Annotated in this window: 11 protein-coding genes; 4 read left to right on the top strand and 7 right to left on the bottom strand. The window is 64.0% G+C overall.

Translation table 11 applies throughout. The annotated features are described in order from the left end of the window. Window positions 1-28: 28 nt before the first annotated feature. Genes ku through xth form a run of 4 tightly spaced genes read left to right on the top strand, consistent with a single transcriptional unit; the run spans window position 29 to window position 3,431 of the window. On the top strand, window positions 29-934 hold the full coding sequence (gene ku, locus V6M52_RS17860) for a non-homologous end joining protein Ku (RefSeq protein WP_332702216.1): 906 nt from the start codon (window positions 29-31) through the stop codon (window positions 932-934). Window positions 935-940: 6 nt separating this feature from the next. After that, complete coding sequence (locus V6M52_RS17865) at window positions 941-2,017, top strand: tetratricopeptide repeat protein (protein WP_332702218.1); 1,077 nt, start codon at window positions 941-943, stop codon at window positions 2,015-2,017. Continuing rightward, entirely contained in the window at window positions 2,017-2,661 is a 645-nt protein-coding gene (locus V6M52_RS17870) for an alpha/beta hydrolase family protein (protein WP_332702220.1), read from the top strand. The genes V6M52_RS17865 and V6M52_RS17870 overlap by 1 nt, the downstream gene beginning before the upstream one ends. Then, complete coding sequence (gene xth, locus V6M52_RS17875; RefSeq protein ID WP_332702222.1) at window positions 2,658-3,431, top strand: exodeoxyribonuclease III; 774 nt, start codon at window positions 2,658-2,660, stop codon at window positions 3,429-3,431. Before V6M52_RS17870 ends, xth begins: the two co-directional genes overlap by 4 nt. 12 nt (window positions 3,432-3,443) lie before the next feature. On the opposite strand, the gene V6M52_RS17880 is transcribed toward xth, so the two are convergent. From V6M52_RS17880 to V6M52_RS17910, 7 genes are all read right to left on the bottom strand, one after another. Continuing rightward, a complete protein-coding gene (locus V6M52_RS17880) occupies window positions 3,444-5,942 on the bottom strand; it encodes a hypothetical protein (RefSeq protein ID WP_332702224.1) in 2,499 nt (832 codons plus the stop codon). Next, the gene (locus tag V6M52_RS17885; RefSeq protein WP_332702225.1) at window positions 5,939-7,186 is read right to left on the bottom strand and encodes an HAD family hydrolase; all 1,248 of its coding nucleotides are present in this window, start codon (window positions 7,184-7,186) and stop codon (window positions 5,939-5,941) included. The genes V6M52_RS17880 and V6M52_RS17885 overlap by 4 nt, the downstream gene beginning before the upstream one ends. Next, on the bottom strand, window positions 7,183-8,229 hold the full coding sequence (locus V6M52_RS17890) for an ABC transporter ATP-binding protein (protein WP_442881886.1): 1,047 nt from the start codon (window positions 8,227-8,229) through the stop codon (window positions 7,183-7,185). Before V6M52_RS17890 ends, V6M52_RS17885 begins: the two co-directional genes overlap by 4 nt. Further along, a complete protein-coding gene (locus V6M52_RS17895; RefSeq protein ID WP_332702229.1) occupies window positions 8,222-9,271 on the bottom strand; it encodes an ABC transporter ATP-binding protein in 1,050 nt (349 codons plus the stop codon). The genes V6M52_RS17890 and V6M52_RS17895 overlap by 8 nt, the downstream gene beginning before the upstream one ends. Before the next feature lie 2 nt (window positions 9,272-9,273). After that, the gene (locus tag V6M52_RS17900) at window positions 9,274-10,407 is read right to left on the bottom strand and encodes an ABC transporter permease (RefSeq protein WP_332702231.1); all 1,134 of its coding nucleotides are present in this window, start codon (window positions 10,405-10,407) and stop codon (window positions 9,274-9,276) included. Between the two features lie 13 nt (window positions 10,408-10,420). Beyond that, window positions 10,421-11,407, bottom strand: coding sequence for an ABC transporter permease (locus V6M52_RS17905; protein ID WP_332687074.1), 987 nt, complete (start codon window positions 11,405-11,407; stop codon window positions 10,421-10,423). 96 nt (window positions 11,408-11,503) lie between these two features. Beyond that, window positions 11,504-13,408, bottom strand: a complete 1,905-nt coding sequence (locus tag V6M52_RS17910; RefSeq protein ID WP_332702233.1) for an ABC transporter substrate-binding protein — start codon at window positions 13,406-13,408, stop codon at window positions 11,504-11,506. Window positions 13,409-13,731: the final 323 nt, after the last annotated feature.

Raw genomic sequence — 13,731 nt, forward strand, 5'->3', positions numbered from 1 at the left:
GTCAACTGAGTACGCGTAGGAGGCGACGATGGCTCCAAGAGCAAGCTGGAAGGGACAACTGAGGCTGAGCCTCGTCAGTTGTGGGGTCAAACTGTTCCCGGCGACCAGCGCCTCGGAACGCATCAGCTTCAACCAGTTGCACAAGGACACCCATAACCGCATCAACATGAAGGCGGTGGACCCCGAACTGGGGCTGGTCGAGCGCAGCGATCTGGTGCGCGGCTACGAATACGAGCCCAAGCAATATGTCATCATCGATGATGCCGATATCGAAGCGGTACGCATCGAATCCAACCACACGATGAATATCGAAGCCTTTGTCGATGCCAGCGAAGTGGATGTGCTCTATCAGGACGCGCCCTATTACCTGGCGCCCGATGGCGCCATGGCCGAAGAGACTTTTGTCGTGCTGCGCGAAGCGCTGCGCAAGAGCGGCAAGGTCGCCATTGCCCGCCTTGTACTGACCAATCGGGAGCGGGTGGTCACCATCGGCGCACGCGAGAACGGCATGTTCGTCACCACCCTGCGCAATCCCAACGAAGTGCGCGGCACGGCCGAATATTTTGACAACATCCCGGTGGGCAAGCCGGAGCAGGAAATGCTGGACCTGGCCCAGAAGCTGATCGAACAGAAGGTGACCACCTTCAATCCCAAGAATTACGAGGATCGCTACGAGCAGGCGCTGATGGCAATGATCCGCGAGAAGCTCAAGGGCCACAATCCGATCATCGCGGCGGCCCCCGAACGCGGCAATGTCATCAACCTGATGGATGCGCTCAAGGCCAGCCTCGGCGAAGCCAAGCCGGCCGCCAAGAGCAAGGCCAAGGCGGCCCCTGCTCCGGCCAAGGAATCCGCGACCAAGGTCTCGCTCAAGGCGGCCCTGGAAGCCAGCAAGGCGTCAGCACCAAAAGCGGCGACCAAGAAGAAGGCCTGATCGGACATGCCAGCAAGCGGGCAAAGCTATGGCGTCGTCGGGGCGCTCAAGGCCTTCCCGCTCCGCCTCGCGGCCAAACGGGTCGCCGCGCTCGGCGGACGCCTGCACCGCAGCATCACCCGCGGCACCACCACAGTCGTCTTCGGCCGCACGCTGCTGTCGCGCCTGAGCGAAGGCGAGATCGAGCATCGGGTTGAGGTGGCGCGGGACAGCCAGGCCATTCTCCTCAGCGAGAACGGCTTCCTGCGGGCCCTGGGCAGCCTGCCCAATACCGCGCCGGCCAATATCAGCCGGCAGGCGCTGCTTGAGCAATCGAGGCTCGATGGCGACGCGCTGGACCTGTTGGCGCTGTTCGACGCGTTCGAGCACCATGCCGAACCCTTCTCCTTTCGCGACGTGATCCTCGCCAAGAAATATGCGGGGCTCGTCGCTACCGGAGCAAGTTGGGGCGCCATTGCTCGGTCGGTGCACCAGATCGGTCCGGTGGGCTCGCTCACGGCGCTGACGCTGCAGACCGGGGCGGACAAGATTCTGGCGCGCGACACCCATTCGCTGGCCGAGCTCGACGGGCAACGCCTGTTGGCTCTGCCCGAGATCGCGGACGAAGCCGAGGACTATTTCGGGCTGGCCGAGAATGCCGAAGCCGCCGAGCTGTTCGCCGAAGCGGCGACGCTTTACGAGCATTGCTCGTCGATCGACAGCAGCGACGCCACAGCACCCTTCAACCTGGGCAATTGCCTGCGCAAGCTCGATGACCTCAGCGGCGCGGCTCTGGCCTATGTCACGGCGCTCAAACGCGATCCGCTCTTCATCGAAGCCTGGTTCAACTATGGCGGCGTGCTGCGCGACATGGGCCGGATCGACGCGGCGCGGCAGCACCTGGCGCGAGCGGCAGAACTCGACCCGGCTTATGCCGACGCCATCTACAATCTGGGCGCGCTCGAATATGACGCGGGCGACCTCGCCAGCGCGCGGGACTGGTGGCGGAAATATCTCGTGCTCGATGACAGTTCCGATTGGGCGCGACGGGCGCGCGCCGGCATCGGGCTGGCCAACCGGGTCATTCACAGGACGGCGGGATAATGGCCACCAATTTCCTCTTTGACGGCCCCGAAGACGCACGCGTCACCATCCTCTTGGCGCATGGCGCCGGCGCGCCGATGGATTCGGCTTCGATGAACGCCGTCACCAAGGCGCTGGCCGAACAGGGTTTCCGCGTCGCGCGCTTCGAGTTCGGCTACATGGCCAGCCGACGCACTGCCGCCGGCAAGAAGCCGCCGCCCAAGGCCGAGACTGTAATGCCGGAATATCTCGCCGCCATCGACGATCTGGGGCCAACCAATGGCCCGCTGTTGATCGGCGGCAAGTCAATGGGCGGGCGCGTCGCCAGCATGGTGGCCGACACGCTGTTCGATGCCGGTCGGATCGCCGGGCTCGTCTGCCTCGGCTATCCGTTTCATCCGCCGGGACGGCCGCAGCAATTGCGCACGGCCCATCTCATCAACCTCAAGACGCCAACGCTGATCTGCCAGGGCACGCGCGACGAGTTTGGCGACCGCTACGAGGTTGGCGAGTTCGGGCTTTCCGATGCCATTGAGGTGCTGTGGCTCGAAGATGGCGACCACGACCTCAAGCCGCGCAAATCGATCTCGGGCTTTTCCACGGCCGACCACCTCAAGACCGTGGGCAGCAGCATCGATGCCTGGGTCAAGCGCATCGCGCCGTGAAGATTGCCACCTACAATATCAACGGCATCAATCGGCGGCTGCCCAACCTGATGGACTGGCTCGCCGATGCTGCACCCGACGTGGTGTGCCTGCAGGAACTGAAAGCCACGCAAAGGCAGTTTCCCGCCACCGCCTTGGCCGATGCCGGCTATGGCGCCGTATGGCAGGGCGAATCGAGCTGGAACGGCGTGGCCATCCTGGCGCGGGGCACCGAGCCCGTGCTGACGCGCAGCACCCTGCCGGGCGACAGCGCCGACAAGCAGGCGCGTTATATCGAAGCGGCGGTCAATGGCGTGCTGATCGCCTCGCTCTACGCGCCAAACGGCAATCCCCAGCCGGGGCCGAAATTCGCCTATAAGCTGGCCTGGACCGAGCGGCTGATCGCCCATGCCGCCGAGCTGTTCGAGACCGGACTGCCAGTGGTGCTGGCGGGCGACTACAACATCGTGCCCGAGCCGCGCGACATCTATGAAACCACGTCCTATCGCGACAACGCGCTGGTGCAGCCGGCCAGCCGGGCGCTCTTCGCGCAATTGCTGGAACAGGGTTGGACCGACGCCATCCGCACCCTCTATCCGGCGGAAACGGTCTATACATTCTGGGACTACATGCGGAGCCGCTGGCCACGCAATGCCGGGCTGCGGCTCGATCACCTGTTGCTCAGCGGTGAGCTGGCAAGCGCGCTGAACACAGCTGGTGTGGACAGGGACGTGCGCGGCCAGGAGGGCGCCAGCGATCACGCGCCGGCCTGGATTGTCCTCGACGACTAGGCACCGGCAGTCTCAGATGCGGAACGGCTTTGTTCCAACCACCTTGGGCACCACCGTCCTGTTGGGAAACTCTTCCACAACGCCATCCACCGCAAGGCCACTGTGCCAGTCCAGCGACAGCGTCGGCTGGTCTGGACGCTGGAGCGTCAGCACCATCGCCTCGGCATCGAAGCTGAGCTCGACACCCGCCAGATAGCGCCTGAACGCGTCGAAGGCATCGGGCCCCGAACCGTCCGCCACGATCGCCACCCATCCGGCCCGCGTTCCGGTGACCCGATATTCGCGCCCGGCCCCCGGTCCCTGCGCCACGGCCGAAATCGGCCCCGACGCGCCAAAGCCAACCAGTCCATCGCCCGACCGGGCGATCAGCCAGTTTCCATCGACCAGTCTCTGGTCAATGCCTTCGCTGGAGAGATAGGCATGGGTAAACCCGATCCGGACCTTTTCGCCCAGATCGTAGAGCATGAGCGTCACGTTTGTAGATTGCGCGACCCGCGGCAGCACGCCGTTGCCGGCCCAATAGGATGGCCGGTTCTGCCCCCAGGGGTCGTCTTCGCCGGGATGATTGATCCAGGCCCGGGCAAAGGGATGGGCGGCAAAACGCACATCCATGATGTGCTGCTGGTGCCCGCCGGCACCGGGCCGGCCGTCCACGGTCGACGAAAGCTGCACATTGGCCGTCTTGTAGAGCGCCAGCCGCGCCGCTTCGTCATGACCCTGCACATAGTGGGCCTCGAAAGCCTCGTCGGCGCCCGGCTCTGCATATCGGACGAGATCGGCGGGCGGCGCATATTGCGCCAGCAGGAACTGGGGCAGCGCGGCAACGCCGGCATTGAGCCATCCCCTGCCAAAGGCCACGGCGGCAAACGGCGCCAGCTCGGTCAGCGAACCGGCCCGCAATTCCTTGTCATAGGCCCGCCCCATGCTGCCCGCCGGCACGCCGCCGAGCGTATGCAGGGCAATCATGGTGAAGAGCCGGTCGAGCAGGGAGCGGGCGCGCTCCGCCACGGCGCCATCGGTCAGCTCGGCGAGGGCGAGCAGCCCGATGAAATCGATCGGGTAATAGGCGGCCGAGTTCCATTCAGCGAGGCCATCGTGGTCGACCGCGTCGAACCATTTACCCAGGCGGATGCGGCCCAATTCCGCCTGCTCGATACCCAGGCGCCCCGAGGTCGAGAAGCGCTCCCCGCCCAGCCACTGCCCCGCCAGAAGTTGCGAGACATGGAAACACAGCACATGATTCTCGCTCCAGAACCACATGACATCATTGCCGGGCTCATCGACCCAGTAGCGATAGTCGAGCACGGCGCGACGCGCGCGCGCGGCAAGGTCCGCGGGGATACGCTCACCATACTGCATAAGCGCCCAGAGCAGCGGCACCATGACGAAGTCCGAGCAGTCCCGGCGTTCCTCGATGGCTTCAAGGGTCGTCTCGATGATCGGCCGCAGCCGCGCGTCGTCCTGCCGCCCCGCGGCCAGCAGAGCCAGCGCCGTGCCCATGCGGACCTCGCCATGGCTGGCGACATAGTCGAGCGCCAGCCGCTTGCGCTGGTCCAGCGCGGCGCCGAGCAATGTGGGGCTGGTCACGGCCAGCACCGCACAACCGATCTTGCGCGTGACCCGGGCGGCGCCTGCGGAAAACACCAGTTCGACCAGATGATAGCCGTCAGGCAGGACGCCGCCCGCGCAGACTTGCAGTTCCGTCGCGCCCGCCTGCAATTCCAGCTCGCATTCGAGGATGGCACCCTCGGCATGGGAGGTCGGCTGGATCGTGACGCTGACCGCCACGCGTTCGGCGACGGGCGTGTCAAAGACCAGTTTGAGCCCACTTGCCCCGACGACTTCGCCGCTCGGGCGAACGCTGTCGGCCAGCGACTTGAGGGCAGCACTATCGGCAGGCGCCACGGCGCCCGGCAGCCTTATCGCCAGCGTGACGTCGCTCACCAGGCTCAGCTCGAAATACCAATTGGTGTCCCGTTCAGCCATTTCCTCGGTCAGGATAGTGACTTCACTCCCCGCGGCCCGGAGCGGCAGCGATATCTCGCGGCGCTGTTCCTTGTTGCGCGTATAGGGCTCGAACGCGGCCAGCAATTGCCCGTCGACCCAGATATGCACACCGCCGCAGGTGACGATATCGAAGCGGTAGTCGCCATCGGTCGCCGGCACCAGGATCGTGCGGCACCAGCGGGCGAGGCGCGTCGGCCGATGCCGGAACCGGCTGAATTCGACGCGCCGGTTGGCGCCGGGCAGATGCAGGCTTTCGACCGGCCAGTTGCTCACGAGCACAGGCCGACGCTCGGCCAGTTCGCGGAACAGCGCCACCCGGCACGGCAGCGTACCGACATCGACGAAACCGTTGACGAAGCGATAGTTCACCCGATCCTCGGCCAATGATGGCTCGCCGGGATAATATTGCTCGCCGACCGGTGACAGAGCCCAGGCCGTAACGCTATCGCCGCGGGCAACCACGAACACGGCGCCGTCCTGCACCGGGGAATCCTGTGTCATCATGCCTCTTGCTGGGCTTGGTCGATATAGGCCGGTGCCCGGAACGGCATGGCGAGCTCGATGCTCTCGAGCAGGCCCGGCAGTTGCGCCAGCGCGGTAATCACATAGTCGGGGGTTTGCAGCGGCGCAGCCGGAACGCGACTGCGCCGATCCGACCACGAAAAGAAGACCGATGCTATGCCCACGCCATTGGCACCGGCAATGTCGCGCTCGAGATTGTTGCCGACCATGACGACGTGGCGCACATCGGCCCGCGTCAGCCCCGCCTGCAGCAATGCCGTGTCGAACATCCTTGCCGAGGGCTTGAGCGCGCCGACATCCTCGGAAATGACATGGGCGTCGAACTGATCCCACAGCCCATGCTGGCCCAGGATATTGCTGAACGTCTCGCGCGGACCATCCGCCACCAGGATCAGCTTGTGACCGGCAGCACGCAGCGCGGCCAGTGTTGCGCTCGCACCCTCGATGAGTTCGGCCGTCACGACCACGTCAGTACCGGGGCGTTTGATCTCGGTTCCTTCGTCGACCAGCGTATCGCCACAGTCGAGGAAGATCGCCTTGAGATGGGCGATGTCGTACTCAAGGGCCGCCATGACGGACGCAACCCGCTGCGGCACAAACTGTGCGAGATCGTTCCAAGGCACGAGAGGGGCATCGGCGGTTTTGGGCGTCGAGAAGTCGAAACTCGGTTCGAACCGGTCACCCTGCATCTTGAGCCGCGCCAGCCTGTCCTGGTGCGGCAGTACGGAATAGGCGCCGGCCTCGTGGAACAGATTGCCGCGATGCACGGCTTCGTGCCCGGCTAGACCATCGCAACAAGCCACCAGCCGCTCGTGCGCCTCCGCGCGCATGGCCTCGGGGTCGGCCCAATGCGCGTGCTTGCCCGGTTCGACGAAAAGGACCGGACGCACCCCTTCCATCAGCGGGAGCCCGGCCTTGCGCATCATCGGCTCGCGCCGGCCATGCGCCGAGGCCTCGACGACCGCCACCGCGCCATGCGCGTCCAGGTGCACCCAGACATGTTCCAGGTCGTAGAGGTGCCCGATGTCCCAATCGTAGTAGATTGCATATTCGATCGTCGCGCCGCCCCGCGGTTCGATGGCGAATTTGCTCGACAGCGACTGGCCCGGCTCGCGGAACACCGTATAGCCGATCCGCACAGGCAGATAGGGTTCGCGCCCGTCGAACCGCAGGATCGGTCGGTGGCGCTCCGCCATGTCCCGATCGGACAGCGCAGGATTGGTCACGCCGCGACTCCAGCCAAATCGAGCTCCCCGGCAAAGTGGCAGCGCACCTGCCTGCCGGCCGCGACCTCGCGCAAGGCCGGCACGTCGGTGCGGCAGCGCTCCTGCGCATAGGGGCAGCGCGGGTGGAAAGTGCAGCCGGTGGGCGGATTGGCCGGATTGGCAATCTCGCCCTTGAGCGGCACGCGCTTGCGGGTACGGTTGCCCCGTGGATCGGGCTGCGGCACCGAGGCCATCAAGGCTTCGGTGTAAGGATGGAGCGGGCGGGCGAACAGATCGTCGGTATCGGCGATTTCCATCAGCCTGCCGAGATACATCACCCCGATGCGGTCGGCGATATGTTCGACCATGCCGAGGTCATGGGTGATGAACAGATAGGTCAACCCGAACTGCTCCTGCAGGTCCTGCAGCAGGTTGATGTTCTGCGCCGCCACCGACACGTCGAGTGCCGAGACGGCCTCGTCGGCAGCAATGAAGCTGGGGTTGAGGGCCAGCGCGCGGGCGATGCCGATGCGCTGCCGCTGGCCGCCCGAAAAGGCATGCGGATAGCGCAGCAGGAATTCGGGCCGCAACCCAACGACCTTGAGCAGTTCGGCCACCCGGTCGCGGATCTCGCTCTGGCTGCCGACGCCATGGATTACCAGCGGTTCGCCCACCAGTTCGAGCAGGTTCATGCGCGGATTGAGCGAGGAATAGGGATCCTGAAAGATCATCTGCATTTCGCGCCGCATCTCGCGCATCTGGCGCTCGTTAAGGCTGGAGATGTCGACTACATCGCCGCTGTCCCGACGGAACAGGATCGAGCCATCAGTCAGCGTGTAGGCGCGCAGCATGAGCCGGGCGACGGTCGATTTGCCCGAGCCACTTTCGCCCACAAGCCCGAAAGTCTCACCCTTGCGGATATCGAGCGACACATCGTCGATGGCCTTGACGGTCCCGATCTCCTTGCGCAACCAGCCGGCGGTGATGGGGAAGTATTTCTTGAGGTTGCGAACCGAGATCAGCACGTCGTCAGGCATGGCGGCGGTGGCTTGCAGGTCAGACATGGGCATCAGCCTCCGCGAGCTGTTCGGCGAAGTGGCAGCGGGCTGCCTGGCCATTGGGGAAGCGGTGCTGCTCCGGCGCCGTCGCATCGCAGGTGCCGGCAACGCTGTAGCCGCATCGCGGATGGAACGAGCAGCCATTGGGCACGCTATAGGGGTCGGGCACCATGCCCGGAATGGTGGGCAGGCGGCGCCCCTGGTCGACGCCCAGCCGCGGGATCGAATTGAGCAGCGCCCTTGTATAGGGGTGCTTGGGTGCATAGAAGATGTCATCAACCGAGGCGGTCTCTACGATCCGCCCCAGATACATCACCGCCACGCGGTCGGCGATATCGGCCACCACGCCGAAATTGTGGGTGATGAACACGATCGCCATGCCCAGCTCGGCCTGCAAATGCTTGAGCAGCTCGAGAATCTGCGCCTCGGTGGTTACGTCCAGCGCCGTGGTGGGCTCATCGGCGATCAGGAGGCTCGGATCGCAGGAGATGGCCAGCGCGATCATGGCGCGCTGGCGCATGCCGCCTGACAATTGATGCGGATAATTGTCCAGCATCTGCTCGGGCCGCGGCATACCCACCTTGCTCAGCAGCTCCGAGGCCCGCTTGCGGGCGGCATGCCGGTCGAGCTTCATGTGCAGCTGGATGGTGCGGATGATCTGGTCGCCGATGGAGTGCACCGGCGACAGCGCCGTCATCGGTTCCTGGAAGATCATGCCGATATGCTGGCCCCGGATCTGGCGCACGGCACGGCTGTCGCGGCCAAGCGCGGAGAGGTCATGCAACTCGCCGGTCCGTGGCCGGAACCGGATGCTGCCCCCCTCCTCCCGCGCATTGCGCGGCAAAAGGCGCATGATGGCGCGGGCGGTGATGGACTTGCCCGAACCGCTTTCGCCGACAATGCCGAGCACCTCGCCGCGGTCGACGTGATAGGACACGCCATTGACCGCCTTGACCAGGCCTTCCCGGGTGGGGAAATGCACCTTGACGTCATCGAGCTCGAGCAGGCGTTCAGCCGGCATGGACAGCTGTGGGTTCATCTTGAGCATGGTCACTGTCCGTAGGGGTCGGCGGCATCGCGCAGACCGTCGCCGAGAAAGTTGAAGGCCAGCACGGTGAACACCACCGCCAGGCCCGGCGACAGCAGCCACGGCGCCAGCGAGATGGAACGCAGGTTCTGCGCATCCTGCAGCAGCACGCCCCAACTGACCACCGGCGGCCGCAGCCCGAGACCGAGGAAGCTCAGCGCGGTTTCACCGAGGATCATCTCGGGCACCGCCAGGGTCAGCGCCGCGATGATATAGGAGGTCATCGAGGGCAGCATATGCTTGGTGATGATGCGGAATTCGGAGGCCCCCGCCAGCCGTGCGGCCAGCACGAAATCCTCGTTGCGGATGGCAAAGAACTGCCCGCGCACCACGCGCGCCAGATGGGTCCAGCCGATCAAAGCCAGGATGAGCGTGATCAGCACATAGACAAAGATCGGGTCCCAGGCGATGGGCAGCGCGGCGGCGAGGCCCATCCAGAGCGGGATGGTCGGCACCGAGCGGATGAACTCCATCAACCGCTGGATCGAAGCATCGATCCAACCGCCGAAATAGCCCGAAATCGAGCCCAGGGTCAGCCCCAGCACGAAGGCGAAGGCGACGCCGATCAGGCCGGCCGAGAGCGTTACCCTCGCGCCATGCACCAGCCGCGAGAACACGTCGCGCCCCAGCGAGTCGGTGCCCAAGAGGTTGATCTTGTCGCGGCGACTGTCGACGCCGAACAGGTGGATGTCGGTCTTGAACAGGCCGAAGAACGAATACTCGTCGCCGGACGTGAAGAACTGGAGAGGTAGCGGCTTGTCGTAATCGTCGACATAGCTCACCCGCGCCGTCAGGGGATCGCGTTCGCGGGCGAGGCCATAGACGAAAGGCCACTGCAACTGCCCGTCATGGACGATGCGCACGGCCGTCGGCGGCGAAAAGGTCAGCAGTCGTTCGATGCCGAATGGGTCATAGGGCGCCACGATTTCGGCAAACAACGCCATGACGGCCATGATTGCCAGGAACCACAGCGAGACCATGGCCAGCACATGCTTGCGGAAGCGCCACCAGATCAGTGTCCACGGCTTGGCGGTGTAGAGATTTTCCTTGGCTGCCGGAGCGGCGGTTGTGGGGGCGTCGAGTGCCTGATCGGTCATGGTGGGGTCCCTCCTAGGCGTAACGGATGCGGGGGTCCGACCATGCCAGCAGCACGTCGGAGACCAGCGTGCCGATGACGGTGAACACGCTCAGGATGAGGATGAAGCTGCCGGCCAGATACATGTCCTGCATCTGCAGCGCCTTGAGCAGAAGCGGGCCGGTGGTGGGCAGATTGAGCACCACCGCGGTGATGACGTCGCCGGAAAACAGCGCCGGCAGGGCCCAGCCGACCGTCGAGATGAACGGGTTGAGCGCCACGCGCACGGGGTAGTTCCAAACCACCTGCCGCTCGCTCAGCCCCTGCGCATAGGCCGTCTCGACATAGGGCTTGCCCAGCTCGTCGAGCATATTGGCGCGCATGACGCGGATCAGCCCGGCGGCGCCGCCCGTGGCCAGCACGACGATGGGTATCCAGAGATGGGAGAGCAGGTTGATGACCTTGTCGACGCTCCATGGTGCCGTTTGGTATTGCAGCGAAAACAGGCCACCAACGTCGAGGTTGAGGTAGACGAAGCTCAGCCACATCAGCACGAGAGCGAGCAGGAAGTCCGGGATGCCTTTGCCGAGAAAGCCGAAGACGGTGAAGATGTAGTCAAAGAACGAATATTGCCGCGTCGCCGAATAGACGCCGACGGGGATCGCGATGATCCAGGTGAAGAGCATGCTGAGCGACGAAATGGCGAGGGTCAGGCCGAGACGGTCCCAGATCAACGTGCCGACCGGGGCGTTCCACTCCAGCGAATGGCCGAAATCGCCGCGAAGCACTATGTCGGAGATCCAGCGCCAGTATTGGACGAGAATGGGGTCATTGAGCCCCATCTGCTGACGCAGGGCCTGCTCCTGGAAGTCGGTGAGATATTCGCCGCCGTGGCGCAACTGCGCGGCATAGGCCGTGACGTAGTCACCCGGCGGAAGCTGGATGATGAAGAATGATATCATCGATACAAAGATCAGCGTAGGAACCGCCCATAGGGCCCTCCGCAGGATAAAGCCGATCATGATATCTCCTTGTCTGTCGCAGGCCCCACCTTGCCCGAGACAGGTACGGCAAGGTGACGGGGCGGACTGTGGGTCCGCCCCACCTTGATGGCAAGTTTACTGATCGAGCCACATCTGCTGGGTCTGGCCAAGACCGATGCCGCGCGACACGTCATCGGAGACGAGCCCCGCACGCACGTTGTGGAAGTTGTTGCCAACGATATTGGGCACCGTCGCCTCGCCCACCACGCCGATCACCCAACCGTTGGTGACGAAGGTTTCGATCATGTGGTTGACGGCTGCGTCGGCTTCCTCGAGCGAGCCGGAGGTCGAGGCCTTGTCCCAGTCTGCCCAGAGGGTGCGGATCGGGTGGTCGGCGGGCGGTTCGATGCCCGAGGCGCCGTCAGTCGAGTACCAGACGAAGTACTGGTTGCCGTAGCTGTCGCTGCCCATCATGTTGCGCGGGTCGGCCGGCACCACCGACAGACGGTCGAACGGGACCCACTGCATCTGGTAGTCATTGTTGTCGCGGTTCGAGTCCCACTGCGTGCGGTCGATGATGCGCGGCAAGAGCTCGATGCCGACGTCCGCGAAGTTGTCGGCGAGCAGTTCGAGGGCATTGCCCCAGACCGCGTCGCTGGCCTCGACCACAAGGGTCAGGCGCTGGCCGTCAGACCGCAGGCGGTAGCCGTCGCCATCGCGTTCGGTCAGTCCAGCCCCGTCGAGCAGTTCGTTGGCCTTGTCGGGATCGTACTCTGTCCAGTGCTGTTCGAGCTCGGCGTTGAAATAGGGCGAGCCGCTGATCGGGGCCGCCTGGCGGGCTTCCGCGAGACCGGAAAAGGCCACCTCGTTGATGAGTTCGCGGTCGATGGCGATGCTGAGCGCCTGACGGAAATCGACGTTGGCATAGAGCCCGGCCAGGACCTCGTCCTTGGTGGTCAGGTTGGGTGCCAGCGACCAGGTATCGGCGCTGACCCAGTCAGCGGTGTGGTAGTTCCCGCGTTCCTCGTTCTCCTTGTAGAACGTGTAGTCCTGCAGTTGGACATAGCGCCCCTGCATATCGATCTGCCCCTGCACGACCATCAGGTTGAAGGTTTCCTGCTGCTCGAAGAGCTTGTGCTCGATGCGGTCGATATAGGGAAGCTGATTGCCCTCCTGGTCGACGGCATAATAGTAGGGGTTGCGCACCATGGTAACGACGTCGGCCGGCGCCGGCGTTTCGATCTTCCATGCCGTGATGACCGGCAGGTCTGGATTGCTCCACCATGCCGTCACGATACCCTTGGAACCCCACAGGTCCGTCCACTTCTCGACGCTGTACTTCTGCGCGGCCGCGTTGAGCTCCTCTTCGGAGACATAGTGGTTGTTGAACTGGGACAGGTAATGTTTGGGGAACAGGAAGCTCGGGCGGTCCAGGCTCGGTTCGCCTGTCGAATCCTTGGCCAGGATTGTCAGGAAGTAGACGTAGGGTTCCGCGAACTTGATGATGAAGGTGCGCTCGTCGACCACTTCGAGGGTTAGCGGCTTGCCGCCGGGCGAGAAGGTCGGGTCGATGACCGGCACGATGTCGGTGTTGAGGAACACATCATCGTACCAGAACTTGACGTCCTCGGTGGTCGCCGGATGGCCGTCCGACCACTTGAGGCCATCGAGCAGGGTGAAAGTGAACTCGGTCGAAGTCTCGTTGACGCTGTAGGATTCAATATAGCCGGGCGTCAATTGCATGCCGCCGTCTTCGGTCGGCGTCCATTTCAGCACGCGCTCTTCCATCAGCTTGGTGGGACCCCAGCGATCACCGGGCCCCTTGTAGGCGCGCTGCCAGGTGCCGCCATATTGGCCGACTTCGACCGCGTTGATGACGGTAGGGTTGACCGGCAGCCGCTCCTCGACCGGCGGTAGGGCGCCGGCGGCAACCTGTTCGGCCAGAATCGGCGACTCCTGAAATGCCCATGCTGCCGTGGCTAGGCAGGTGGATGCGACAAGGCCTGCCGCAATAGACGTGAGTAGGCGATTGCTGAGCATGGTTTTGAACCCTCCCCGGTTCCGTGATCCGCCCATTCCGAACGCTTGGACATGAGCAACCATCTGGCTAAATGCCATGAAATAATTTTCATGACTCTGTTACATTCTCATCGATCCGCACGGGTCCGTACTTGCGAATAAACGCCTATTTTAGTCGCCTATTCCGGTCGTCGCGTCTGAACAATTGCGTCAAAACGCCGCCAGATCAACCAGAAAATTATTTCACGATGCGCTTTTTCACCAAACGGTTACATAGCGCATTGGAATGAACGTGCCGAAGCGCGGCTAAAATGGAATGTTTGCAGCGCCTTAGCTCAGCCACC

This window comes from Devosia sp. (assembly GCF_036676215.1).
GTDB lineage: Bacteria > Pseudomonadota > Alphaproteobacteria > Rhizobiales > Devosiaceae > Devosia.

Bases quoted from the DNA above. Each gene is read 5' to 3' on its own strand.
- ku (WP_332702216.1), top strand. From the start codon at position 29: ATGGCTCCAAGAGCAAGCTGGAAGGGACAACTGAGGCTGAGCCTCGTC.
- V6M52_RS17865 (WP_332702218.1), top strand. From the start codon at position 941: ATGCCAGCAAGCGGGCAAAGCTATGGCGTCGTCGGGGCGCTCAAGGCC.
- V6M52_RS17870 (WP_332702220.1), top strand. From the start codon at position 2,017: ATGGCCACCAATTTCCTCTTTGACGGCCCCGAAGACGCACGCGTCACC.
- V6M52_RS17880 (WP_332702224.1), bottom strand. From the start codon at position 5,942: ATGATGACACAGGATTCCCCGGTGCAGGACGGCGCCGTGTTCGTGGTT.
- V6M52_RS17890 (WP_442881886.1), bottom strand. From the start codon at position 8,229: ATGTCTGACCTGCAAGCCACCGCCGCCATGCCTGACGACGTGCTGATC.
- V6M52_RS17895 (WP_332702229.1), bottom strand. From the start codon at position 9,271: ATGCTCAAGATGAACCCACAGCTGTCCATGCCGGCTGAACGCCTGCTC.
- V6M52_RS17900 (WP_332702231.1), bottom strand. From the start codon at position 10,407: ATGACCGATCAGGCACTCGACGCCCCCACAACCGCCGCTCCGGCAGCC.
- V6M52_RS17905 (WP_332687074.1), bottom strand. From the start codon at position 11,407: ATGATCGGCTTTATCCTGCGGAGGGCCCTATGGGCGGTTCCTACGCTG.
- V6M52_RS17910 (WP_332702233.1), bottom strand. From the start codon at position 13,408: ATGCTCAGCAATCGCCTACTCACGTCTATTGCGGCAGGCCTTGTCGCA.